Origin of the sequence: Mangrovimonas aestuarii, from assembly GCF_028767185.1 — a bacterium.
Taxonomy (GTDB): domain Bacteria; phylum Bacteroidota; class Bacteroidia; order Flavobacteriales; family Flavobacteriaceae; genus Mangrovimonas_B; species Mangrovimonas_B aestuarii.
Window position 1 is genome coordinate 31,633 of the sequence record NZ_JARACK010000007.1, and the last position, 26,499, is coordinate 58,131.

23 protein-coding genes are annotated in these 26,499 nt (G+C 36.7%); 2 read left to right on the top strand and 21 right to left on the bottom strand.

Annotated elements, in window-relative coordinates; translation table 11 throughout:
• Window positions 1–75 precede the first annotated feature (75 nt).
• The 20 genes from yidC to recR form a co-directional block, all read right to left on the bottom strand.
• A complete protein-coding gene (gene yidC / locus PWU04_RS09855) occupies window positions 76–1,980 on the bottom strand; it encodes a membrane protein insertase YidC (protein WP_274475935.1) in 1,905 nt (634 codons plus the stop codon).
• Window positions 1,981–2,075: 95 nt separating this feature from the next.
• Window positions 2,076–3,713, bottom strand: coding sequence for a CTP synthase (locus PWU04_RS09860; RefSeq protein WP_274475936.1), 1,638 nt, complete (start codon window positions 3,711–3,713; stop codon window positions 2,076–2,078).
• A 193-nt stretch (window positions 3,714–3,906) separates the two neighbouring features.
• Window positions 3,907–5,517: a peptide-N-glycosidase F-related protein gene (locus PWU04_RS09865; protein WP_274475937.1), complete on the bottom strand. Its 1,611-nt coding sequence runs from the start codon at window positions 5,515–5,517 to the stop codon at window positions 3,907–3,909.
• A 101-nt stretch (window positions 5,518–5,618) separates the two neighbouring features.
• Entirely contained in the window at window positions 5,619–5,858 is a 240-nt protein-coding gene (locus PWU04_RS09870; RefSeq protein ID WP_274475938.1) for a DUF3820 family protein, read from the bottom strand.
• A 24-nt stretch (window positions 5,859–5,882) separates the two neighbouring features.
• A complete protein-coding gene (locus tag PWU04_RS09875) occupies window positions 5,883–7,784 on the bottom strand; it encodes a PBP1 and LysM peptidoglycan-binding domain-containing protein (RefSeq protein WP_274475939.1) in 1,902 nt (633 codons plus the stop codon).
• Window positions 7,785–7,797: 13 nt separating this feature from the next.
• On the bottom strand, window positions 7,798–9,333 hold the full coding sequence (gene guaA / locus PWU04_RS09880) for a glutamine-hydrolyzing GMP synthase (RefSeq protein ID WP_274475940.1): 1,536 nt from the start codon (window positions 9,331–9,333) through the stop codon (window positions 7,798–7,800).
• A gap of 48 nt (window positions 9,334–9,381) precedes the next feature.
• Complete coding sequence (locus PWU04_RS09885; protein WP_274475941.1) at window positions 9,382–10,755, bottom strand: pyridoxal phosphate-dependent decarboxylase family protein; 1,374 nt, start codon at window positions 10,753–10,755, stop codon at window positions 9,382–9,384.
• 11 nt (window positions 10,756–10,766) lie between these two features.
• The gene (gene bshC, locus PWU04_RS09890; protein WP_274475942.1) at window positions 10,767–12,371 is read right to left on the bottom strand and encodes a bacillithiol biosynthesis cysteine-adding enzyme BshC; all 1,605 of its coding nucleotides are present in this window, start codon (window positions 12,369–12,371) and stop codon (window positions 10,767–10,769) included.
• Window positions 12,372–12,421: 50 nt separating this feature from the next.
• The gene (rimO, locus tag PWU04_RS09895; RefSeq protein WP_274475943.1) at window positions 12,422–13,729 is read right to left on the bottom strand and encodes a 30S ribosomal protein S12 methylthiotransferase RimO; all 1,308 of its coding nucleotides are present in this window, start codon (window positions 13,727–13,729) and stop codon (window positions 12,422–12,424) included.
• A 46-nt stretch (window positions 13,730–13,775) separates the two neighbouring features.
• Entirely contained in the window at window positions 13,776–14,729 is a 954-nt protein-coding gene (gene ftsY, locus PWU04_RS09900) for a signal recognition particle-docking protein FtsY (protein WP_274475944.1), read from the bottom strand.
• A 150-nt stretch (window positions 14,730–14,879) separates the two neighbouring features.
• Window positions 14,880–15,032 (bottom strand): DUF4295 domain-containing protein, encoded by a 153-nt coding sequence (locus PWU04_RS09905; protein ID WP_274475945.1) that lies wholly within the window; start codon window positions 15,030–15,032, stop codon window positions 14,880–14,882.
• Between the two features lie 7 nt (window positions 15,033–15,039).
• Complete coding sequence (gene rpmG, locus PWU04_RS09910; protein ID WP_274475946.1) at window positions 15,040–15,222, bottom strand: 50S ribosomal protein L33; 183 nt, start codon at window positions 15,220–15,222, stop codon at window positions 15,040–15,042.
• A 25-nt stretch (window positions 15,223–15,247) separates the two neighbouring features.
• Complete coding sequence (gene rpmB / locus PWU04_RS09915) at window positions 15,248–15,484, bottom strand: 50S ribosomal protein L28 (RefSeq protein ID WP_274475947.1); 237 nt, start codon at window positions 15,482–15,484, stop codon at window positions 15,248–15,250.
• Between the two features lie 81 nt (window positions 15,485–15,565).
• Complete coding sequence (locus PWU04_RS09920; protein ID WP_274475948.1) at window positions 15,566–16,816, bottom strand: competence/damage-inducible protein A; 1,251 nt, start codon at window positions 16,814–16,816, stop codon at window positions 15,566–15,568.
• Between the two features lie 3 nt (window positions 16,817–16,819).
• Complete coding sequence (locus PWU04_RS09925; protein WP_274475949.1) at window positions 16,820–17,161, bottom strand: Hpt domain-containing protein; 342 nt, start codon at window positions 17,159–17,161, stop codon at window positions 16,820–16,822.
• A 2-nt stretch (window positions 17,162–17,163) separates the two neighbouring features.
• Window positions 17,164–17,775, bottom strand: coding sequence for a fumarylacetoacetate hydrolase family protein (locus PWU04_RS09930; protein WP_274475950.1), 612 nt, complete (start codon window positions 17,773–17,775; stop codon window positions 17,164–17,166).
• An 18-nt stretch (window positions 17,776–17,793) separates the two neighbouring features.
• Window positions 17,794–18,570, bottom strand: coding sequence for a 3'-5' exonuclease (locus tag PWU04_RS09935; RefSeq protein WP_274475951.1), 777 nt, complete (start codon window positions 18,568–18,570; stop codon window positions 17,794–17,796).
• Between the two features lie 101 nt (window positions 18,571–18,671).
• Window positions 18,672–19,988 (bottom strand): dihydrolipoamide acetyltransferase family protein, encoded by a 1,317-nt coding sequence (locus PWU04_RS09940; protein WP_274475952.1) that lies wholly within the window; start codon window positions 19,986–19,988, stop codon window positions 18,672–18,674.
• 116 nt (window positions 19,989–20,104) lie between these two features.
• Window positions 20,105–21,202: a glycosyltransferase family 2 protein gene (locus PWU04_RS09945; protein WP_274475953.1), complete on the bottom strand. Its 1,098-nt coding sequence runs from the start codon at window positions 21,200–21,202 to the stop codon at window positions 20,105–20,107.
• 7 nt (window positions 21,203–21,209) lie between these two features.
• Window positions 21,210–21,827 carry a recombination mediator RecR gene (recR, locus tag PWU04_RS09950; protein WP_274476121.1) on the bottom strand — a complete coding sequence of 206 codons (618 nt, stop codon included), beginning with the start codon at window positions 21,825–21,827 and terminating at the stop codon, window positions 21,210–21,212.
• A gap of 82 nt (window positions 21,828–21,909) precedes the next feature.
• On the opposite strand from recR, the gene PWU04_RS09955 reads away from it, so the two are divergent.
• The gene (locus PWU04_RS09955) at window positions 21,910–23,352 is read left to right on the top strand and encodes a sodium:solute symporter (RefSeq protein WP_274475954.1); all 1,443 of its coding nucleotides are present in this window, start codon (window positions 21,910–21,912) and stop codon (window positions 23,350–23,352) included.
• Here the strand turns inward: PWU04_RS09955 and PWU04_RS09960 are convergent.
• A complete protein-coding gene (locus PWU04_RS09960) occupies window positions 23,323–23,685 on the bottom strand; it encodes a CoA-binding protein (RefSeq protein WP_274475955.1) in 363 nt (120 codons plus the stop codon). The genes PWU04_RS09955 and PWU04_RS09960 overlap by 30 nt on opposite strands.
• A gap of 105 nt (window positions 23,686–23,790) precedes the next feature.
• On the opposite strand from PWU04_RS09960, the gene PWU04_RS09965 reads away from it, so the two are divergent.
• Window positions 23,791–26,289, top strand: coding sequence for a TonB-dependent receptor domain-containing protein (locus PWU04_RS09965; RefSeq protein ID WP_274475956.1), 2,499 nt, complete (start codon window positions 23,791–23,793; stop codon window positions 26,287–26,289).
• Window positions 26,290–26,499: the final 210 nt, after the last annotated feature.

Below are 26,499 nucleotides of genomic sequence, written 5' to 3' on the forward strand. Positions count from 1 at the left end.
AACCTCTTCTTAATAACGTAAAAGGCTATGGGCAATTGTTCTAACAAAAAAGCCGCCTTTTCAGGCAGCTTTAGTTTATTGTTTTTTACGTTGTTGTGCTTTTTGCTGAGCCTCTGCCTGCTCCATCATCTCCTGCATTTTCTTCTGGAAACGACTTTGCTTTTTAGGCTGGGCTTTTTTCACTTGAATTTGAGCGTGAATCTTATCTTCATCAAGAATATAATTCTTGATTACCAACATAATACCAATACTAATCAAGTTAGAAATGAAGTAATACAAACTCAAACCAGAAGCATAGTTGTTAAAGAAGAACAACATCATTAATGGTGAGAAATAGATCATATACTTCATCATCTTGGTCATATCAGGCACCCCTTCCTGAGTAGGTTGTGTTGCCATTTGCTGTCCTGTTGTCATTCTCATATAAAAGAAAATTGCAATAGAAGCTAATATTGGGAACAAGCTAACGTGGTCACCATAAAATGGGATATGGAATGGAAGTTTTGCTACAATATCATAGGACGATAAATCATCTGCCCAAAGGAAACTTTTTTGTCTTAAGTCAAAAGCAGATGGAAAGAACTGGAAAAGTGCATAAAACACAGGCAATTGAATCAAAGCCGGCAAACAACCACTCAATGGGCTAGCGCCTGCTCTAGATTGCAAGGCCATTGTTTCCTGTTGAGCCTTCATTTTGTTGTCCTTATACTTCTCTCTAATTTCATCAAGCTCAGGCTTTAAAACCTTAAGTTTTGCCTGCGACAAGAATTGCTTGTACTGTACGAACGACAATAATAATTTGATTAAAACCGTCATCACAATAATGGCAAAACCATAAGGCAACATAGAGCTTAAGAAAGCAAATAAAGGCACGAAAACATAACGGTTAATCCAACCGAAAATACCCCAACCAAATGGAATACTGTCCTCAAGACCAATATCATATTTTTTAAGTACAGTGTGATCTGTTGGCCCAAAATAAAGACCTAAATCCTGGTTAAGCTCTCCTCCACTAGTTTGCAATGCAAATTTTGTATTGTATTGTTTTGTGAAGACAGTATCTACTTCTTCGTTTTCAACTAGATTTTTAGATGTAAAATCTACTGATTTAATAGGATTTTTTGATGTAAGGATACTGCTAAAGAAGTGCTGTCTGTAAGAAATCCAATTTACATCTTCCTCTAACTCATCATCATCACCTGTAGGGCTCAATTTATCAATCTTATCACCTTCATGTTGATAAGTTAATCGTGTGTAACGGTTTTCGTAGGTTACACTCTTGTCATAACTATACGTTTTCTTGTTCCAATCTAAGTTTATCGCTTGAGAACTATTAATCACATTGGCCAAACCTTGCGATTTAATAGTAAAGTCTATCATATAATCATTAGACTTGAACTCATAACGATACTCCAAGAACTTGTTTTCAGACACTTTAAGTTTCATGGAAACCACAGTATTCTCACCATTTTTGGTTACTGTTGGCTCGAAGAATAAATCTTGAGTGTTTAAAACACGATTATCTGAAGTTGAGAAGTTGATGTTAAAACTAGTATTACCATCTTTAACCAAATAAATGGAATTATCTCTAAAATCCGTAAACTCCTTAAGTTTAACTTCAGAAAGATACCCTCCCTTATTACTAAACTTTAAGATGAACTTTTCAGTCTCTATTTCTGTTTCATTATTTGTCGCAGAAGGTAGTGTTGAAGCATAAGCAAAAGCTCCTAGTTTGTTCTGTAATTCAACAAGTTTTAGTGAATCTGTTCCTGAAGCATTTGAAAAGTCCTTAGCAGAAGTTGTGATTGTCTGTTCCTGGGCTTTAGCTTTAGCTTTTTCTTGCTCAATCTGTTCTTGCTTTGCTTTTTCAGCTTCCAACTCTTCTGGAGTAGGCTGTTGTTGCCAAAGCATAAACAATAGAATTCCAAAAATAAGGACAAACCCTATTATTGATCTTAAATCTAATTTTTTTTCTTCCATTTAAAAATGTGTCCGTTACAATCTACACTAAAACCAAACAACAAAAGCCGTTTGGTTATTAAGTGCTATTTTTTATTTCAAAAAGGTGTCCAATCTTAGTTTTGTGACATACTGGCACCTTGAGTTTTATTTTTATGCTGAAGTGCTGCATTTACAAAGGCAACAAACAAAGGATGTGGATTGGCTACAGTACTCTTATATTCTGGGTGGTACTGAACCCCAACAAACCAAGGATGATTTTTTACTTCTACGATTTCAACCAAACCAGTTTCTGGGTTAAAACCTGTAGCAGCCATACCCGCAGCTTCCATTTGTTCTTTAAACTCACTGTTAAACTCGTAACGGTGTCTGTGACGCTCCATGATATGGTTAGTTTTGTAGACACCTTCTACAATACTTCCTTCTTTCAGATCGCAGGCCCAAGCACCAAGTCTCATTGTTCCTCCTTTATCCTCAATGTGTTTTTGATCTTCCATAAGACTAATCACCGGATATTGAGATTCTGGATCCATTTCTGTAGAATTAGCATTTTCAAGTTTAAGTACGTTACGAGCAAACTCGATCACTGCCATTTGCATACCCAAACAAATTCCCAAAAACGGAATATTATTTTCACGTACATATTGAACTGCTTTGATTTTTCCTTCAATACCTCTCTCACCAAAACCTGGAGCTACAAGCACCCCATCTAAATGATCGAATTTTTCTGAAATATTATTGTTATCAAGGAACTCCGAATGAATAGACTCTATATTTACCTTAACTTCATTCTCTGCACCTGCATGTATGAATGCTTCAAGAATAGACTTGTAAGAGTCTTGAAGTTCAACATATTTTCCAATAAGACCAATAGTTACAGTAGTCTTTGGATTTTTATGACGTTGTAAAAACTGATTCCAACGCGTAAGATCTGGCGTTGAACTGTCCAACCCAAGACGCTTTAATACAACCTTATCCAAACCTTGCTCCAACATTAAGTTTGGAACATCGTAGATTGTAGACGCATCAATAGACTGGATTACTGCCTCTTCACGAACATTACAGAAAAGCGCTAATTTTCTGCGAATATCAGCAGGTAAATCATGCTCTGTTCTACAAACCAAAACATCTGCCTGTACTCCACTTTCCATTAAAGTTTTTACTGAGTGTTGCGTTGGTTTTGTTTTTAATTCACCCGCAGCAGATAAGAATGGAATCAAAGTTAAATGAATAACCAAACCGTTATCCTCTCCTAAATCCCACTTAAGCTGTCTTACTGCCTCTATATATGGTAGTGATTCAATATCACCAACTGTACCACCAATCTCAGTAATTACAATATCGTAATCACCTGACTTTCCTAAAATCTGAATACGTTCTTTAATTTCATCAGTAATATGAGGAATTACCTGAACGGTTTTCCCTAAAAATTCACCACGGCGCTCTTTGTTGATCACGCTTTGGTAAATTCTACCTGTAGTAACATTGTTTGCTTGACTTGTAGGTGTATTTAAAAATCGCTCGTAATGACCAAGATCCAAATCAGTTTCTGCTCCATCTTCAGTAACATAACACTCTCCATGTTCATATGGATTTAATGTTCCTGGATCAACATTAATATATGGATCCAGTTTTTGAATAGTTGTTCTATAACCTTGTGCTTGAAGTAGTTTTGCCAAAGATGCGGCAATAATTCCTTTACCTAAAGAAGAGGTTACACCTCCTGTAACAAAAATGTATTTCGTATTTGTCATGTTGCGCTTTTAAACGCAGGCAAATTTACAAAGAACTATTAATATATATTGAAAGAATGGCTGTTAATTTTCCCCTAATCTAAACCATAATAAACGGCTTACACATAGCAAAGAAAACCTTCACAAATTGGTATAAAAACAAAAAAGACCCTAATAATATTAGGGTCTTTTTTATGTATTTGTTAAATAAGTACTATTGGATATCTCCTTGAATATAGACAGAAACAGGAATATGCCCTTCTCCTCCTACAAACTCAGCATCTGGCACTTCAATTTTAAAGTTATGGGTTCCAGCCGTCATAGTTCCTAGGTTATACACACGAATAGGGATTTTATCTCCAGGACACCAGTTATTCCAAGCAGCCCACCAAGAGGCTGATTTAGGACTACTTCCATATATTCCATTACCTTGTGTATTGTATTGTCTGTAAGGTTCGCAAGACTCACCTCCTGGCATATACATATCAACCTGTGTTCCATCCATATAGACATAGTGCTCTCTTCTTACATATTCTTCACCTCCAGAATTTGCACCGTGATTGGATGTAATTAAATAGATTTTAGCATTATCTATAGTTTCGTCCAATGTAAACTGGAAAGTCTTCACAGTTTCCCCCAATACATCAGTATTATTGGAATTATAGTTTTTTAATTGGAAGAAAAAGGATATCGGTTCAATATATTGTGGTACATGTGTATAAGTTTCAACAGTAGAAATGAACCTTAAAGAACCTTTAAAAGTTTCAAGACTACCTGCACAACCTGCTACTTGTTGTTGACCTGCACCTGTAGTGCCAAAAACGTTAAATTCAATCCAAAAATCGTAAGCCGCTCTAATACTGGTATCGTTAAAAAGTACGGCTAAATTATCTACATTAAAGATGTACGGTACTTCATCTGGCGAATAGTTCTTATTCATAAATGGTGTAATAAAACGCCCTATTTCCATTTTCTTAACAACACTAGATGAATTGTAAGCAACATCCTTAGGCATAAAATGTAGATTTACTTTTCCAATTCTATCGTAGTTATCGCAAGCCGCTTTAATAACTACTTCCATATCCATATGGTTACTGAAGTTATCAATTTGACTATCTGTTAACTTAGCTACATAAGATGTATTTGATAACCTAATAACTCCATCAGGAACGGGATCTGAAACAGTAGCCGAATACCCTCCAAAGAAAGTAATCTCATCGTAAACAGTAGCAACTGTTGATTGAGGTAAAACTTCTACTTGAACCTCATTACTTTGCAAATCTGTTCCCTCGTAATTGTAAACTGCTTTTACGATATATGTACCTAGTTGGTCTGTTGTAAATACATTACCGGTAATAGTCTCGTCGTTTACGTAATAAGTAGCTTCTGATGTAACATCAGAACCATTGTCTCCCATAACATTAAATGTAAAAGTACCCTCAACCTCAGCACTCATAATATCTGATGTAAGAGTAATAGCTGTTACAGGAATTTCACTTACTGTTAAACTTAATTCGTTACTTTCAACCTCTTTCCCATTAACCTGAAGCTTGGCATAGACATTTAACATACCTGGTTGTTCTGGGGTATAAACATTTCCTTGAATGGCGTTTCCATCGATGTAAAAAACAGAGTTGTCAGTTACATTTTCTTCTGTATCGGCCATAACGGTAAATGTAAAGCTTCCACCTACTTGAATAATTTCCGCATCAGATGAGATAGTAATTGCCTGAATACCCTTTTGAGCGTCATCATCACTACAACCAGTATACAACAATGTTGAGCATACCGCAAATAGTGTTAATAGAAAAAATTTCTTAATCATGTTGATTTTTATGTTAGTTTACGTTATTGGCCGCCTAAAGTATAAAAACAACATTGATTAAAAAAAAAAAAAAAAAACTTAACAGTTCTTAACCTCAGTCTTTACCGATTATTTATTGGTTTTTTTTGTCGAAGTGAACGTAATAGAGACTCTAGCCCATTGGTTTTCACTTCGTAAACAATTGCCATTTGCTCACCTAACTTACCTTTAGGAAAGCCTTTTTGTTTATACCAAACCAAATAATATTCTGGAATATCAACTAAATAATAACCCTTATACTTACCAAAAGGCATCTTGGCATTAGCCAATTCTATTAATTGATTTTGATTTGAGGATAACAATGAAAATTGATTATGGTTATGAAACTATTTTACTTCAACTATGTTCAAGTTATCATATTTCACCAAATAAACGGCTTCGTTAAAGTACCCTCCAAAGAATTTCTTTTTGAATGCAAACTTATTCTCAACGTATTCTGTCATTGGGGCATCTTTGACGGATTGGTATAGGTTATCTGAGGAGACCAATCTAAGGACTACATCCATTGTAACATCAAAACCACGCACGGCCTTTTTATTTGGGGTAACCCCATATTTATCCAAATACTGCTTCACGAAAACATTATCATCTAAATAGGCTTTAGATATGGTAGCAAAATGAAATTGTAATTTTGATAAATGGTAATTTGAAATTTCATCACCCTCAAATGCGTCATTCATGTTTGTAGTTACAAGAATTATTTCTGTTTCTTTATTTATCAAAGAGTTCAATATACTGGTCACATTTGAAGCAAATCCTTGATTTTCGGTTTCTAAGAACACAATATTTCTTCCTGGCGTCAATACCTTTGCTATATCTTCTACCAAGATATAGTTGGCTTCTCTACCTTCCTTATCCTTTCTTGATTTCACAGTAGTAGCCGCAGGGAAAATTTGCTTGAGGTTATTGCTAGAATCAGTATGATTTGAGTCAGAAATTACAACTATATGTTTGTTCAAAGTATCAGATTTAACAAAGTTTATCACTTTGTTACGCATTAACTCACTATCAGGGATGGTTTGGAACACATTATTTCCTAATTCCACATTTTTGGACAGCGGTGACACGACTGGCACATTAAACGATTGCAACTCAGTCGAAATTTTATCTACATTCTTCGACATTAAAGGCCCCACAACAGCATCAACATTCTCAAAGTCAATAGTCGAAAGTATTCTATTTAGGTGGCTCATTTGGTTATTAGTATCAACCACATCAACCTTTAATGAAACGCCTAGCTTTTGTAAAGAATCCAAAGCAATATCTACACCTGAATAAAAGTCTAGTGAAGTACTTAAGTATGGGTCTTTCTTTATGTGGATTTTGGTATCTGCAATAGAATCGAACGGTACTTTATCTAGCTTAAAGGGTAACATGACCACTATGTGCTTAGTATCAAAATCCTTTATGCTTTTAGTAAGATCTACAACTTGGAAACCATTTTCGTCTTGACTTCCTTGAATTGTATTTGGAACTTTAAGAATCATTCCTTGCTTTAAACCTGATTCTTTTAGCTGAGGGTTTAATGCTTCTAATTGTTCTTGATCGAGACCTAATTTTACTTTTAATCGGTAATAACCTTCTTTAGGTAAAACCTCGTAATAGCCATAGCGTTCATCTATCTCTTTAGGCTTTCTATCACTTCCGTTGGGCACTTGAACAACTTGTCCCTCTTGAAGAACCTCTCCCATACCAGGGTTAAGCGCCTCTAGTTCCGGTATAGTTATTCCAAACTTATAGGCTACACGCCACTTCCCTTCCTTTGGTTGGACGGTATATGGTTGGGTAGCACTTAAAGATTCCACTACTTCGGTAGTTTCGTATAATGGAATCTTTATTTTTTGTCCTTTTTTAAGATTTTCAGAATATAAAAACGGATTGTGCTTTTTTAAATCTTCTTGATCAACATTGTATTCTTTAGACAAGCTGTATAATGTCTCCTTACGCTTAACCTTATGCTCTTTAAACCCTTTAAGTTCTTTTACAACCTTTGTCTGTTGCTTACTTGCAATTTTTGACTTAGGTATTATAAGTACCATATTGGCTGAAAGCCCTTTTTTGGCATCTGGGTTTAAGGCATAGATTTCGTAAGGGGTAACCAAATACTTCTTGGCTATCCCTTCTATAGTTTCTCCCTGTCTCACTTTATGCGTACTGTAATTCTGCGCATGAAGTTGAGATGATAACATGACAAAAACTATAGAAAGGATAAATACAAGTTGTTTCATAGTAGATTTTTAATTATTCCCACTCAATAGTGGCTGGTGGCTTGGAGCTAATATCGTATACTACTCTATTAACGCCTTTTACTTTATTTATTATCTCGTTAGAGGTTTTTTGTAAAAATTCATAAGGTAAATTCACCCAATCTGCCGTCATACCATCAGTACTTTCTACGGCTCTTAAAGCAACACATTGCTCGTAAGTTCTTTCATCTCCCATTACGCCTACGCTATTTACAGGTAGTAAAATAGCACCTGCTTGCCAAACATCGTCATAAAGTCCCCAGGATTTTAAACCATTAATAAAAACTGCATCAACTTCTTGTAAAATACGAACTTTTTCAGCAGTGATATCACCTAAAATTCTAATTCCTAATCCTGGTCCAGGGAAAGGATGGCGTCCCAATAAGGCTTTTTCCATTCCCATAGAAGCACCTACGCGTCGTACTTCATCTTTAAACAAAGCTTTCAATGGCTCTACTACTTTCAACTTCATGAAATCTGGCAAACCTCCAACGTTATGGTGACTTTTAATTGTTGCACTAGGTCCTCCAGTTGCCGATACGCTCTCAATAACATCTGGATAAATGGTTCCTTGAGCCAACCACTTCACATCTTGAAGCTGATGCGCTTCATCATCAAATACTTCTATAAACACACGACCAATGGTCTTACGTTTTTCTTCTGGATCGCTCTTCCCTGCCAATGCTTCCAAAAAGCGTGCCGAGGCATCTACTCCTTTTACGTTAAGCCCCATATGCTTGTATTGGTCTAGTACATCCTCAAACTCGTTCTTGCGAAGTAAGCCATTATTTACGAATATACAATATAAATTGTCTCCAATTGCTTTGTTCAACAACATCGCAGCCACCGAAGAATCTACCCCTCCAGACAGTCCAAGAACAACTTTATCGTTACCTAACTGCTCTTTAAGTGCATCAACTGTTTCTTCTACAAACGATTGCGGTGTCCAATCCTGGTTTACTCCAGCTATATCTACTAAAAAGTTCTCCAACAATTTTTTTCCATCTGTAGAGTGGTATACCTCTGGGTGGAATTGAATAGCGAAAGTGGTTTCACCTTCAATTTTATAAGCTGCATTTTCTACATCATGAGTACTAGCCAATAGCACTCCATTTGTTGGTAAGTGTTTTATGGTGTCACTGTGGCTCATCCAAACTTGGCTACCAGTAGAAATTCCTTTAAAGAAAGCTTCTCCATCCTTTACAAACGATAAGTTGGCACGACCATACTCACGAGTATTTGATGGTGCAACCTCTCCTCCTGAGAAATGAGCCAAATACTGCGCACCGTAGCAAACTGCCAATAATGGTTTTTTACCACGAATTTCAGAAAGGTCTGGATGCGGTGCATCTTCTGCACGAACAGAGTAAGGACTTCCCGAAAGAATTACGGCCTGAAAGCGCTCTAAATCGTATGGTAATTTGTTAAATGGATGAATCTCGCAGTAAATATTGAGTTCTCTTACTCTACGCGCAATAAGTTGCGTGTACTGCGAACCGAAGTCTAAAATGAGTACGTTATTATGTTGCATGTGCAAAAGTAATATTTATAAAAAAAATACCGCCCTTTTCTTGAAAAATTAGGCCATGGTATCTAAAATCATCTGAATGTCTTTTTCTGTTGTATCTGGATTAATAAAGCAAAATCGTGAAACGGTCTCGAATGTATCTCCATTTTTCCATTTGGTAGGCGTTACTAAAGCAAAACCTTTTTCATGATTATCGTACGTCCAATTGGTATAATCTTCAGGCTTCCACCCCTTACGTCTAAACAACACACACGATAAACTAGGGTCCCTAACCAACTCTACATTTTGATTTTCTTCAATTAACCTTCCTGCAATCTGAGCCAATTCAATACCTCGTTCTACAGCTTCTTTATATTTATCTGTTCCGTGCATTGCTAACGAGAACCAAAGCGGTAATCCCCTAACACGACGTGTTAACTGAATTTGATATTCAGCCGGATTAAATCCGTGGGCACCTTCATCCTTGAAAATGTCCAAATATGACCCCTGTTGTGAGTGTGCTTCTTTAGCCAATTCAGGATTTTTGTAGATTACTGCCCCACAATCGTAAGGAGAGAACATCCACTTATGGGGATCGATGGTTATACTATCTGCTTTTTCAATACCAACAAACTGATCTCGAACAGAATCCGCTATAAGAGCACCTCCTCCATAAGCAGCATCTACATGGAACCACAAGTTTTCTTCCATACATACATTAGCTACTCCTGCTAAGTCGTCAATAATACCAGCATTGGTAGTACCTCCCGTTGCTACAATTGCAAATAACCTGTTGCGCTCCTGCTCTGAAAGTTCTGCTATGGCTTCCTTTAAATCTTCTCCAGTTAAACGCTCTTCTGAGTCTACCAAATGAATATCTACATCTGCAACTTTAGCCATAGCCTTAATAGATGAGTGGGCACCAATAGAAGTAAGAATTAATCCTCTTTGTCCCTTGTGCGATTCATCTTTTTTACGCCAATTTTCACGAGCTGTGACAATGGCCGAAAGGTTAGCAGCTGTTCCTCCACTAGTGAATACTCCAAAGGCTCCTTCTGGTAATCCTGTTAGAGAAACAATCCAGCGCATAGCTTCATTTTCGCAGTAAATCCCTCCTGCACCTTCCATCCAATAAGCGCCGTGAATACTTGATGCTGAAGTTACTAAATCGAACATAACAGCTGCCCGTGTAGGTGAAGCTGGTACAAATGCCAAGTTACGTGGATGGTCTACTGGTACGTTGGCGTGCATTAAGTGCTGTTTCCACAAGTTGAATGCATATTCCCCTCCAACGCCTTTAGGGGTAATAGTTTCACCTATCAATGCTTTTAAATCTTCTTCCTTCCTAGGCTTACCAATCTTACGCTCCACCGCTGAAATTCTATCAATGGCGTATTTCATGACATCCAATGTCATCTCAATCAGGTCTATATCAATCTTGTGCATGTTTTAACTAATTACAGTTTCAGTATAATAAACTCCCCTTTTAATGGTTGCAAATTTAACATTAACTGTTGAATTAATCGATCTCCATATTCAATATAAAGTTCCGAAAAATTAAGTTTACGCTCTTGAAGTGTCTGTCCCGGGAACAGCTCTTCTTGAAGATCTGTCATTCGCGTTATCTCGTCTTTTAAAACACGCTTTTGAGCCTTTAGTAAGCGCTTTTCCAAATGTTCCAAACCTTTGATTTGTTTTTGCTCTTGAGCTTTTACCGCTCCGAGAAAAGATTTGTCTGTTTGTTCTGCAAGTTCATAAAGTCCTTCAAACTGCTGTTTTAGATGTTCTTTTTGTGGACTGAAATCAATATCGATATTGGAAATCTCCCTTACTTTTTTATTGATAAGCTCGTTTCTCTTGAGGAAAATATCTTTATTTGAAACTCCTAAATTTTGAAGCTTTTCGGCCTGCTTCTCACTTTCAACCAACACAGAATTTCTTAACAATAGCATAGGAAATGGCACTGATACTTGTTTAAAATACGCTTTTAACTGTAACCAATAGGCTAATTCACCTCCCCCACCGATGTAACAAAGATTAGGAAGTATAACCTCTTGATACAAAGGACGCATGATTACATTTGGGGAAAATCTCTCAGGATGATTTTTCAGTTCATCTTCAAGCTCATTCTCTGAAAAGGAAATCTCTGTTTCCAAAACTTTGAATTGTTCACCTTCCTGAACAATTCGTTCACGCAACCCATTCTTTAAATAAAAAAGATTAATTTCTCTGGGGTTAACCTGAATATTATAGTTACTATCAGGAATTGCATTTAAACGATTATTAGTTTCACTAACCGCCTTATAAGACGTTTGATCACCAAATTCCATTTCCTTATATGGAACAAACAGACGTTTCAAATCTGTATTGTTTGCATCGATTATTACCAATCCGTATTCTCCAAACAATTCATTAGCAAGAAAACGAGTGGCGTTAGCTAGATTATTATGTTTTAAATATGCTTTTTTAAACAGGTTTCTAATCTCATCTGCATTTTTTCCTACTCCAAGTTCTCCTGAAAACCTTTCGAATACCGTTTCTAAACTTGCAGTAGGCAATTCTCCAACAGCTCCAGTGGCATCTCTATTCCATAGAATTTTCTTCCCTTTAAAATTGAAGAAATTTATTTCATCAAAATCATGATCTTCAGTAGCCATCCAGTATACTGGAACAAAATTATATTTTGGATACTCTTTTTTTAGTTCTTTGGTGAGATTTATTGTTGAAACTATCTTATAAAGAAAGTACAACGGCCCTGTAAATAAGTTTAACTGATGACCAGTTGTAATAGTAAAACTATTATCATTCGCTAAGGCCTCTATATTTTGAAAGGTTAACTGAGACGCAGTGACACCTAAATACTGTTCCTTTAAAACCTTCACTAAAACCTCACGATTCTTCTTAGGGAACCATGTTTTTTTCTCCTCAATTTGGGCTTGAAAGTTTTCATGTTTAGGAAACCTATTATAGAATGGTTTTAAGGTTTCCTTTTCATCGAGGTAATCGCAAATAAGTTCAGAAAAATAGTTAGTTTCTCTAAAGGGGATACAGTCTGTTGGCATAGTTTACCTTTACAATTTGAGTTGTAAAGATACAATATACAGTCTTAAAATTAACTTAAAACCACTTCAGCATAAAGGTCGAAGTCTGCAGCATCTGTAATTTTAACGGTTGCATATTCTCCCGTTTTCAGATATGTTGTAGATGCATCAATAAGCACTTCATTATCCACATCTGGAGAATCAAATTCTGTACGACCAATAAAATAGTTTCCTTCTTTTCTATCGATAACAACTTTAAACTCTTGTCCTATCTTTTCTTGGTTCAGTTCCCAAGAGATTTGAGACTGGATTTCCATAATCTCATTGGCACGTTCCTGTTTAACTTCTTCTAGAACATCATCCTCAAGATTATAAGCATGTGTATTTTCTTCGTGAGAATAGGTAAAACATCCTAAACGTTCAAAACGCATATCTTTCACCCATTGCTTAAGGGTTTGGAAATCTTCTTCTGTCTCACCAGGATAACCAACAATCAAAGTTGTTCTAATGGTCATTCCTGGAACAGCTTCTCTAAATTCCTTCAAGAGTTTAGTAGTTTTCTCTTGGGTTGTTCCCCTACGCATACTCTTAAGAATACGGTCGGAAATATGCTGTAACGGAATATCGATATAGTTACAAATCTTAGGCTCGTTTTTCATCACCTCCAAAACATCCATTGGAAATCCTGTTGGGAAGGCATAATGCAAACGAATCCACTCTATCCCATCTACTTTTACCAAAGCTTGTAACAGTTCGGCAAGATTTCGTTTTTTATAAAGATCAAGACCGTAGTAAGTAAGGTCTTGTGCAATTAAGATTAGCTCCTTAACACCATTAGCAGCAAGCTTTTCAGCTTCAATCACCAAATCTTCTATTGGAGTAGAACGATGCTTACCACGCATTAACGGGATAGCACAGAAACTACAAGGACGATCACATCCTTCAGCAATTTTTAAATAAGCGTAATTTTTAGGTGTAGTCGTTAAACGCTCTCCTATTAATTCATGCTTATAGTCGGCACCTAATGCCTTAAGAAGATGTGGCAGTTCAGTTGTTCCAAAATATTGGTCAACGTTAGGTATTTCAGCTTCAAGATCTGGCTTATAGCGCTCACTCAAACAACCTGTAACAAACACCTTATCTACAACGCCCTCTTCCTTCTTCTGAACATACTCAAGGATAGTATTTACACTTTCCTCCTTAGCATTATTGATAAAACCACAAGTGTTTATCACAACAACATTTCCTTCTTCCTCATAGGCTACTTCCTTACCATTGGCTTTAAGTTGCCCCATCAAGACTTCGCTATCGTAAACGTTTTTACTACAGCCTAGTGTTACTACATTTATCTTGTTCTTTTTAAGTGATTTTGTGCGCATATCGTTTTCTTTCTATCCAAAATGGCGATTAAGCCTCTCCTAAATCTTATTTAAAAAATGAATCAACAAACTCAAACTTGTTGAATACCTGAAGGTCTTCTATTCCTTCACCTACTCCAATATACTTAACGGGAATTTTAAATTGGTCACTAATACCTATAACTACACCTCCTTTGGCAGTACCATCAAGCTTTGTAACAGCCAGCGAAGTTACTTCGGTTGCAGCTGTAAACTGTTTCGCCTGCTCAAAGGCGTTTTGACCTGTAGATCCATCAAGAACCAACAAAACGTCATGAGGTGCATCACCAATTACTTTCTGCATAACACGCTTAACTTTGGTCAGCTCGTTCATTAAGTTAACCTTATTATGTAAACGCCCAGCAGTATCTATAATTACAACATCCGCATTTTGTGAGACAGCACTCTGAAGGGTATCGTATGCTACAGAAGCGGGATCGCTTCCCATTGCTTGCTTAACGATTGGCACGTCAACTCTATCGGCCCATACCTGTAGTTGGTCTATGGCTGCTGCTCTAAACGTATCGGCTGCACCTAAAACTACATTTAGGCCTTTCTTTTTAAACTGATAAGCTAACTTACCAATTGTAGTGGTTTTTCCAACACCATTAACACCAACAACCATCAATACATAAGGTTTTTTATCCTTAGGAATGGAAAAGTCGGTTGCCTCTCCAACATTAGTTTCGGACAAAAGGCTGGCAATTTCTTCACGAAGAATGTCATTAAGCTCTGAGGTACCTAAATACTTATCCTTGGCTACGCGCTCTTCAATGCGCTCAATAACTTTAAGCGTTGTATTTACACCTACGTCACTGCTTACAAGTACCTCCTCTAAATTATCTAGAACATCATCATCTACCTTACTTTTTCCAGCAACTGCCTTACTTAACTTATTAAAAAAGCTTGTTTTGGTTTTCTCCAGTCCTTTATCTAAGGTTTCCTTTTTTTCTGAAGAAAATATTTTCTTAAAAAAACTCATGAGTTAGAATAATTAGATGAATTGAGGTTAACAAAATTCCTGCCTAAAACCGATGCATGAAAAAATGTCACTAAACCGTTTTTAAAATATAAAATAAAAAGCAGCTCTCACGAAAATGAAAGCTGCTTTTTTATATCTGTACGAGTTTGATTATTGCTTATTTAACCAATCGTTAACTTCTTCTGGTGACATAATTGACTCAACGAACATGTAAGCTCCAGATTTTGGAGACTTTACCATCTTTATAGCTTTTGTCAATCTTTTAGATCCTGTCTGTAATGTTGCTACTGATTTCTTTGCCATGACTCAATTATTTAATTTCTTTATGAATAGTCATTCTCTTCAAGATTGGATTAAATTTCTTTATTTCCATTCTATCAGGAGTATTCTTTTTGTTTTTGGTTGTAATGTATCTCGAAGTTCCTGGCATACCAGACTCTTTGTGCTCAGTACACTCTAAGATTACCTGTACTCTGTTACCTTTTTTTGCCATTGTCCTTAATTTTTAAATGTGGCTATTATTTTAAAAACCCTTTAGCTTTAGCTTCTTTAATAGCTGCAGAGATCCCTATTTTGTTGATGGTTTTCAAAGCAGATGTAGAAACTTTTAAGGTTATCCATTTATCTTCTTCAGGAATATAGAAACGTTTCTTCACTAAATTAGCGTTGAATTTACGTTTAGTTTTATTCATAGCGTGAGACACGTTGTTTCCAACCATTGCCTTCTTCCCAGTAAGTTCACAAACTCTTGACATTGTTTCTAAGCTTTAAATGATGTTATTTCAAAACGAGGTGCAAATATACAAATTCTTTATTTCCTAACAACTTAAACCTTATCATTTTTTTAAAATTTCCACTTTAAGTAATTCAAAAGCTTTGTTAACCGATTTATTAATCACTTTTGTACGGTGATTTCCAAAATGAAACTCTTTAGCAAACACTCCATTTTTACTGGCCAAAGCGATGAAAACCGTTCCTACATCAGCATCGGATTCTCCTTTTTCGGGGCCAGCATTTCCTGTTGTAGCTAAGGCATAATCAACATTATATAAATTCAAAACACCTTGAGCCATTGCTCTTGCCACTTCGGAACTCACAACGGTATGTTTTTTTATCAATTCCGGTGGCACTCCCAATACCTTTGTTTTTATGTCAGTTGCATAACTCACAACACTCCCTTTAAAGTACTCTGATGCACCAGGATGAGAAGTAATCTTTTGGGCTATTGTACCTCCAGTACAACTTTCGGCAGTAGCCAAAGTTTTACCAGAACTAACCAGTAACCGACCTATCAATTCTTCGATACTTTCAACGTCATCCTCAAAGCCTATAAAAATATCTTCGATTAGAGACATGACTCGTTCTATTTGAGCATCAACATCTTTTTTAAGACCTTCTGCATATTGCCCTTTAGCTGTTAATCGTAATCTCACTTTCCCTAAATTAGGCAAGTAAGCTAACTTTATATGGTTTGGCAAACTATCTTCCCATTGCTCCAATCGTTCAGCCAAGGCACTTTCTCCCAAACCATAAGTTATAAGTGTTTTGTGAAGTATGCTCGGAAAGTTATAGGTAGCCTTCAACCTTGGCATCACCTCCTTTTTCATTAAAGCTTTCATCTCATACGGTACTCCTGGTAGCGAGACAAATACCTTTTCACCTTTATTAAACCACATGCCAGGAGCTGTCCCATGGTCATTTGGTAAAACAGTAGCTTTTGAAGGCACCAAAGCCTGATCACGATTCAAGTTAGAAATTGGAGTAGACAGGTATTTTGCAAATAACTCCTCCACATGTTTCAACACACTTTCGTCAAGCACCAAGTTGTCCTCAAAATATTCAGCAAAAGTATGTTTAGTGATATCGTCTTTGGTAGGCCCCAAACCTCCTGTAACAACAACAATATCAGCATTATCTTCTGCTTCTTTTAGAGCCTTTAAGATATGCTCTCTATCGTCTTGAACTGAAGTGATTTGGTACACAGACACTCCAATTTTATTAAGCTCCTTGGAGATATAGGCTGAATTGGTATCAACAATTTGACCGATGAGAATTTCATCGCCAATTGTAATGATTTCGGCTTGCATTATTTATAAATTAAAATCAGATCTGATTTCATTTGAAGCATTTTCTATTGCGGTGAGCACAACATCTAGCTGTTCAGATACATCTTCACCGGTCTTTTCGAACTTTCCCCAATCTTGAACTATAATAAGCTCGTCCATGACACCAAGCTCGAACATATCGATAGTTGGCTTCATTTTATGGGCCGTTTTATAGGAGGTATTATAATCCTTTTTAGCAACAGCCTCCTTTAAAATTTGAGCATCTTCGGGTATTTCCTCCAAAAAGGTTTGAGCCAAGGCCATGATAAAATCCTCATCGCCATCTGCCAAATCACGTACCCTATATAGCTTATAATGTTCTTCCATGGTTATTTCACATTTATTGAAAAGATCTGAGTATTATTAATATAACCCATTAGGCGATCATTGGCTGAAACCTTGCCCACTCCTGCCGGGGTTCCCGTAAAGATAATATCTCCAATCTTTAAAGTGAAATATTTTGAAACATATTCTATAATTTCATCAATTTTCCAGAGCATATGGGAAGTGTTTCCTTGCTGTACAATTTCCTCATTTTTTTTGAGGGAAAACGATAAGTCATTAAGATCTCCTAACTCTTCCTTAGGCAGCCATTTACCCACAACTGCAGCACCATCAAACGATTTGGCGCGTTCCCAAGGCAATCCTTTAGACTTTAGTTCCTGCTGCAAATCCCTAGCGGTAAAGTCTATTCCTAATCCTATTTCACTATAGTATTTATGAGCAAATTTTCTATCAATATACTTACCTACGCGATTGATTTTAACCAAAACCTCAACTTCATGATGAACATCATCTGAAAAATCGGGAATAAAAAACGGTTGTTTTTTAAGCAAAATGGCTGTGTCCGGTTTTATAAAAATTACAGGCTCAGTTGGCTTTTCATTTCCCAACTCATCAATATGCTCTGTGTAATTTCTTCCTATACAGATTAGTTTCATTATTGTATAATATTAGAACTATCCCAACTTATTATTAAAATCCCTTAGCTTAATGGCAGTGAGCACCTTTTTTGTATACAACGGAAAATCGGCATTAAGCAACCACCCGAAATAACCTGGTTCACTTTCCAAAACATCAACTACTCGTTTGTTTTTATGCTTTCCAAAAGAAAAACACTCTTCTCCCTTTTTATTGAATATGATGAAGCCAGCAAAATCGGCAAACTTTTTATGGGCACTGAATTCAGCCAAAAACTTGGCATCGTTTTCAAGTTCATCGTATTTTTCAACCTGAGCTTTAAGAACCTCATAAGTAGCATCTGTATCTGCTCCGGCACTATGGGCATTATCCAAATTCTTATCACAGTAAAACTTATAAGCCGCGCTTAAAGTTCGTTGTTCCATTTTATGAAAAATAGTCTGCACATCTATAGCTAACCTGTTTTTCATATCGAAATCAACCTCAGCACGGAGCATTTCTTCAGCCAAAAGAGGGATATCGAACCGGTTTGAGTTAAACCCAGCTAAGTCTGAATCCTTTATTAAATTTTGAACTTCCTTAGCCAACTCTGAAAATGTTGGAGCATTCGCTACCTTTTCATCTGTAATCCCATGAATATCCGATGACTCTTTAGGTATTGGCATTTCTGGGTTTACTAACCATGTATGGCGCTCTTCCTTTCCGTTTGGGTGTACTTTTAACACAGCGATTTCAACAATACGGTCTTTGGTAATGTTTACTCCGGTGGTTTCTAGATCAAAAAAACAGATTGGTTTGCTAAGATTCAGTGTCATTTTTATTTTTTTAATGAATGCGTAAAGGTAATAATTATGTTATGGCAGGAAAATAAAAAAACCCAACCGAAAGGCTGGGTTTTCTTAATTTATATAGGGTATTAAATTTCTCTATTCATATCCCAAGCTTCTAAGTAATCTTTTACAGCTTTCACAAACTGACCTCCCAAAGCACCATTTACAACACGGTGATCGTAAGAGTGCGACAAGAACATTTTGTAACGAATACCAATAAAATCTCCCTCTGGTGTTTCCACGACAGCAGGTGTTTTACGGATAGCTCCTAAAGCCAAGATTCCTACTTGAGGCTGATTGATAATAGGTGTACCCATAATACTTCCAAACGTCCCTACGTTTGTCACTGTATATGTTCCGCCTTGAATATCGTCCGGTTTTAACTGGTTAGCTCTAGCACGACCAGCCAAATCGTTCACCTGCTTTGTCATACCAACCAAGTTCAATTGGTCTGCATTCTTAATTACAGGAACTATTAGGTTACCATCTGGTAAGGCAGCCGCCATTCCTAAGTTGATATTTTTCTTTTTGATGATTTTATCACCTTGAACTGAAATGTTCATCATTGGGAAATCACGAAGCGCTTTAGCAATAGCTTCCATAAAAATTGGAGTAAAGGTCAAGTTCTCGCCTTCACGCTTGAAGAAAGCATCTTTTACTTTCTTTCTCCAGTTCCAAATATTGGTTACATCGGCTTCAATGAAGCTTTGTACGTGAGCAGAAGTCTGTACCGACTCTACCATATGATGAGCTATTAGCTTGCCCATTCTTGTCATCTCGATGATTTCGTCTTCCCCACTAGCAACAACAGGAGCTGTTTGAGTGGCTTTAGGAGCTGGTGCTGCAGCTGGCTTTGGCTGTGCTGGAGCAGCGGCTGGTTTTGCGCCACGGTTTTCAAGATAACCCAAAATATCGTTTTTGGTAACACGTCCATCTTTACCTGTACCAGCAATAGCATCAAGTTCTCCTTGAGTTATCCCTTCTTCCTTAGCGATACTCTTTACCAACGGAGAGTAAAAACGATCATCGGTAGAAGTCACTGTAGCCGTAGTTGCCTGCGCTGTTTCTACAGTTTTAGACACCTCTGCTACTGCTTCAGCAGGAGCTTCTTCTTTAGCTTGAGGAGCAGCTGATACTCCACTATCTGTTGATGCTACATCGGAATCGGTTTCTATAATTGCAATGGTTTGCCCTACTTGAACTACATCGTCTTCACCAAACAGTTTTTCTACCAGTACACCATCAACTTCACTAGGAACCTCGCTATCTACTTTATCTGTAGCGATTTCCAAAACTGCTTCATCTGATTCTATAGTATCTCCAACTTCTTTTAACCAAGAGGTAATTGTTGCCTCAGCAACACTCTCTCCCATTTTCGGTAATTTAAGTTCAAATCTTGCCATATTTATAACGTAAGGTCTATTTTTCTTTTAATGCTTGCAAAATTAACTAAAAAAGCCATAATCGACTTAACATTCTGCAACAAATTAATATTACTAAATTATTTCTCTTTCAGATTTTACTTCCCCAAATGTACAATTTCACCCCGACCAACAGAACTATTACTGCCAATAATAAATTGTGAATTTTTGGGATGGATTTTAAATGTAATATCCCTTTTCACCAAATCTTCAATAATTTGAATAATTTTAGAAAAGGACATTTTTTCACTATCAAAAATAAGCTGTTCGCCATCCTCAATATCATCAACACTTGATACTACTCTAATTGGAGACAATACCTTTTTTAAGCTTTCGATGTTCGCGTCCGAAAACAATACATATCCATTCACATTAATTGTTGAACGCTTTGGCTTGGGATTAATCAATGTAATTGTTTTCACACCTAGAGTTATACACCAATCAAACAACTGATGCTTTTTAAAGTGTTTTTTAAAAAACGTATGCATGGAGCCATTAAAGCGCTTGGCATAAGTTCTATCCTTTAACGTGCTTTCCCCTTTGTAGTGAATTACCGTAGTACCCCCAAAATAATAGTTATTGTAACCGGCCTTAATCACCTTATAGGAGAGATCGATATCTTCCCCATACATAAAATAATCTTCGTCGAAGCCTTTAACCTGATTGTACACTTCACGTTTTATCATCATAAAAGCCCCCACAAGAATATCTACTTTGCCTGTTTCATTAGGCTGAAGTCTATTAACATAATACGGCTCTGTATTGCCCATTATTTTCTGGAGGGCTACTTTGGGAGTAGGAACATTGCGCTTGCTCTCAGGTAAAAATTTTCCAGTTCCATCAATAAGTTTACAACCTACAATCCCAATATTTTCTATAGAATTAATAAACTGAAAAAGTTTTTCGAAAGTATCTTCAGCCAATACCGTATCTGGATTTAAAATGCAAACATACTTTCCCTTGGCTTGTGCCACACCTATATTATTTCCTTTTGAAAACCCTTCGTTGTTGTCGTTTTCAATCAATTTCACTTTAGGAAACAAATCTTTCACCATTTGACAACTATCATCACTAGACTGATTATCTACTACAATAATCTCGGCATCAATGTTAGCTATAGCTGTTTCAACACTTTTTATGCACAACTCAAGAAAGTAGCGCACATTATAATTAAGTATTACAACGGATAGCTTCAAATTGCAATTATGACTTTAAAGAAGATTCAAAAGGGATACGGTTTACAATGCTACGCCCCAAGGTTACCTCATCGGCATACTCCAGTTCATCTCCAACGGAGATACCTCTGGCAATAGTGGTCATTGTAACATCGCAACCTTGAATTTGTTTGTAGATGTAGAAATTGGTTGTATCCCCTTCCATGGTAGAACTCAAGGCAAATATTAACTCTTTTACGCCTCCGGATTTAACTTTATCAACAAGCGGGTCTATTGTAAGATCCTGAGGGCCAACACCATCCATAGGTGATATCTTACCACCCAACACATGGTAAAGTCCTTTAAACGAACTAGTATTTTCAATTGCCATAACATCGCGAACATCCTCCACCACACAAATTACCTCAGCATTACGGTTTGGATTGGAACATATTTCACACAACGCCACATCGCTAATGTTATGACAGGACTTGCAAAACTTTATTTCATTGCGCATATTCGAGAGCGCCAACGACAGTTTAGAAGTCTGTTCTTCAGGCTGCTTTAACAAATGCAATACCAAACGCAATGCCGTACGCTTACCAATTCCAGGTAGCTGCGACATTTCGTTTACTGCGTTTTCAAGTAATTTAGAGGAGAATTCCATAGCTGCGAAATTACTCATTTTCGGTCAAAGAATAATTCCCGAAACCATTGTAATTTGTATTTTGGCTTCAGAAATACACTTTATGAACGCTACTCAAATTCTACTATTAATCGCTTCCTACTTTGGAGTTCTTATATTAATCTCATATTTCACTGGAAAAAAAGCCGACAACGACGCCTTTTTTAAAGCTAACAAACAATCTCCTTGGTATGTTGTAGCCTTCGGTATGATAGGTGCTTCATTATCTGGGGTTACGTTTATATCTGTACCCGGGTGGATTGAAGCATCTCAATTTGGATATATGCAAGTTGTTTTGGGTTATATCATCGGCTATTTAGTTATAGGCACTGTGTTATTACCCTTATACTATAAACTCAACTTAACTTCAATCTATACTTATCTTGAAAGCCGTTTTGGCAATTACGCCTATAAAACAGGCGCATCATTCTTTTTATTGTCGCGTGTTGTAGGTGCCAGTTTTAGACTGTATTTAGTAGCCAATGTACTTCAAATTATCATGTTTGATGAGCTAGGTATTGAGTTTTGGCAAACTGTTACCATAACCGTCCTACTTATTTGGCTATACACTTTTAAGTCTGGAATAAAAACCATTGTTTGGACCGATACTTTACAAACCTTGTTTATGCTAATAGCTGTTGGGGTTGCCGTTTATTATGTAAGCGATGATCTTGGTATTAACGGCAATAACTTACTTGGCTATATTTTGGACAACAACCTGTCTAAAACCTTCTTTTTCGACGATTTTAAATCGGCTAATTACTTTTGGAAACAATTTATATCAGGTGCGTTCATTGCTATAGTTATGACGGGGCTAGACCAGGATATGATGCAAAAGAATTTAACCTGTAAGACTCTAAGGGATGCTCAAAAAAACATGTTTTGGTTTACCATTGTATTGACCATAGTTAACTTCTTCTTTTTGTGTTTAGGATTACTATTAACGGTTTACGCCCGGCAAAATGGCATTGACGCCCATAAAGACGACCTTTTCCCTATTCTTGCAAAAGACCACCTCAACATTACCGTTTTTGTGTTTTTCACCTTAGGACTGATTGCAGCAGCATACAGTAGTGCCGACAGTGCCTTAACATCGTTAACAACGTCTTTTAGTATTGATATACTTGACATTGAAAAGAAATACAATAAAAAACAACAGGTTAGCATTAGAAAGCGAATTCATGTACTTATCTCCCTTCTTCTCATTCTTGTAATTATTGCCTTTAAATACATTATTAAAGATGAAAGTGTCATTGCAAAACTGTTTGTTTTTGCAGGATATACCTACGGGCCTTTGCTAGGATTGTACAGTTTTGGGCTCTTCACAAAATGGAACGTAAAAGACAAGCTTATTCCTATTGTTGCGATTGCTTCTCCAATACTGTCTTACATCATCAGTAAAAACAGCTTGGATTGGTTTGGGTTTGAGTTTGGATTTTTCATCTTGATTTTAAACGGACTTCTTACTTTCCTCGGCTTAATACTGATTCGTAGAAAGCAGCACTAGGGTACATGCTTGTTGGACCTGAATTCCGTTATCTTTAAGTAACAAATAAAACTCTGGATTCTCTGTCCCAGGGTTAAAAATGACGCGTCTTGGTTTCAATCCAATGATATAACCATAAAACTGTTTTTGATTGCTAGAGTTTAAATAAAGAGTAACAGTATCTACCCCTTTGTATGGAACTAGTTTCTCATCAATAGAAATACCCGCCACAACCCCCTTCTTTTTACCGATTGCTACAACATCAATATTCGACCTTACCAGCTGATGAATTGCCATGTGTGAATATCTTCCGGAATTCAATGATGCTCCAAGCACTAAAGTTTTTTCTGCCATCTGTTAAAGTGCTGTTAAGTTATGTTAAACCCAGTAACTATACTGTAAAAGTAACGTCTTTGAATATAACAACAATACATCATCATTCAAAATAACCAGCCAAAAATGAAACACATTTTAACCGTCAGTATCTTTTTAATCTCATTGGTTTTGCAAGCCCAAACTTCTGTCGTCGATGACAATCTTAGAACAGGCTCTGTAAAAGGAAGAGTTATTGACGCTTCCCTAAATGCTCCATTACCCTATGTAACTGTTGTAGTTAAGAACATGCAGGGAAAAACTCTAACTGGAGGCATAACCGATGACAGTGGAAAATTTAAAATTATTGGCATTCCAATTGGAAAGGCCATGGTTTCCATACAATACGTTGGTTTTAAAACCGAATCTAGAGAAATAAATATCACTTCATCAAACAACAACATAGATCTTGGCGACATTAAACTGGTAGAAGACTTAGCAGAACTCAATGAAGTAACAATTGTTGCCGAAGTATCCACCATTGAACAGAAAGTAGACCGAAAGGTTGTTAACGTTGGAAAAGACCTAACAACATCTGGAGCTACAGCCACAGATATCATGAACAACATTCCTTCTGTAAGTGTAGACCAACAAACTGGAAACATTAGCCTTCGAGGGAACGAAAACGTAAGGGTTATGGTTGATGGCAAACTCTCAAATATCCCAGTAGCACAGCTGTTACGACAAATCCCTTCAACCTCAATCAAGCAAATTGAATTGATTACCAATCCTTCAGCAAAATATAATCCTGAAGGGATGAGTGGAATCATTAATATCATTCTTTATAAAAACACAAATATCGGTTTTAACGGTAATGTTAATATTGGACTAACTAAGGAGATTGAAGCTAAATTCAATAGTTCAGTTGATATGAACTACCGACATGGAAAATTTAATGTCTATGGTAACTACGGTGCCAATACTGGAAAATATGTAAATTCTGGTTACGTAACCAGGTTCACTAATGGCTCCCAGCAATTTTTCAACTTCGACAACAATAACAAATCTCACCTTTTTAAGGTGGGGCTGGACTTTTATCTAAACGACAACAACACGCTTTCGGTATTTACAAATCAAAACCTATTTAATGGTAAAGGCTCTGGAGTAACGGATATCAATTACATTAATCAACCACTCCAAAGCCAGATTTTCTACAACACTACTGATAATGTATCCTCGGAATACAACTTTGTGTTCAACCATAAATTTGCCAAAGAAGGTGAAAAACTTGAACTGGAAGTAGATTACAATGACTTTGATCAGGATGAAAATGCAGACTTCGATTTTATAAATATTGTATTTCCACCAAATTACGAAGATGCCGTTGACACAAAGCGTGAGCTAACAACAGTTAATTTAGATTACACGAATCCTATAAACGACAAAACCAAGCTTGAAGTTGGATTGCAGGCGCGTTTGTTCGACTCGAAAATAGGCTATTTAACAAACAGGATGAACCCTAATCTCGAGGAAGATGGCGTACCTAATAACGGAGATGAATTAGTTCCGGCCCCCGATACCGATTTTGATTATAGCCGTGATATATATTCAGCCTATGCCACATTTGGACAAACGTTTGAAAAATGGAGCTATCAAGCAGGATTAAGGGCAGAACAGGTAGATGTTAACGCTCCTTTTACCACCATCCAAAAAGATGGATTAACCGAATTAACGCCCTTTGAAAATAATTATTTTCAATTATACCCTTCTGCTTTTTTAACCTACACCCCTAACGATAAAAACTCTTATCAATTAAGTTATAGCCGCCGTGTTGATCGTCCCGGAATTGAACAAATTAACCCAATTCGTCAATGGAGCACACCTTTGGTATCTTCATTTGGAAACCCTGAATTATTGCCACAATTTACCAATTCAGTTGAAACTAATTTCACGAGAAAAGTAAAGAACGGATCGATTACAGCTGGTGTTTTTTACAGAATTATTGAAGACCAAATTAGTAGAGTAATCTATGTAGACCGTACAGACGAGACTCTACAACGATCTATATTAACCTTTGACAATTTCGATAATACCTCTGCCTATGGTATTGAATTGTCCAGCAACTACAAGCCTACCAAATGGTGGAGTTTCAACGCTAGTTTCGACCTTTACTCTCAAGTTCAAAAAGGAATCACCGAATTTGTACCCAACACTGGAGATGAACAACCATTACCAGAAGATATAGAAACTGAAGTAGTAGAAGTTACGAATGCCATTTGGAATTTTAGAATGAACAACAACTTCAAAGCCACCAAGCAACTTACCTTTTCTTTGTTTGCCATGTATCGCGGTGAACAAGAAGGTGTACAGTTTACCAGAAAGCCCATGTATTTTGTAAACACAGGTCTACGCTACAGTTGTCTTGAAGATCGTGCTACCATAAGCTTTAACTATAATGACATTTTCAACACCATGAAGTTCCAATTTGAAAGCAAAACACCATTCCCTTCAGAAGGGGAATTTAATTGGGAGAGTAATACATGGTACATCGGACTGTCTTACCGATTTGGAGGCAATAAATATCGAGCCCTTCAACGTAAGCGTCGAGATAGCGATGTACAATCGGGAAGTGGAGGCTTTATGTAAAAGCGTTTTAATAATATCTGCAAAATATATTGATGGTTAGTGTTAATGCAGTATTATTAAAACAAGAAAACCCAATGCTTTCCTGCATTGGGTTTTTGACTTTTCTTACTACAGTGTTAAAGTTCGTTAAATACTGGTTATCAACACAATAAAACCACCATTTTTGCGTCATAATAGTACACAACTATTTCGCGAACTATTTTAGTTTGA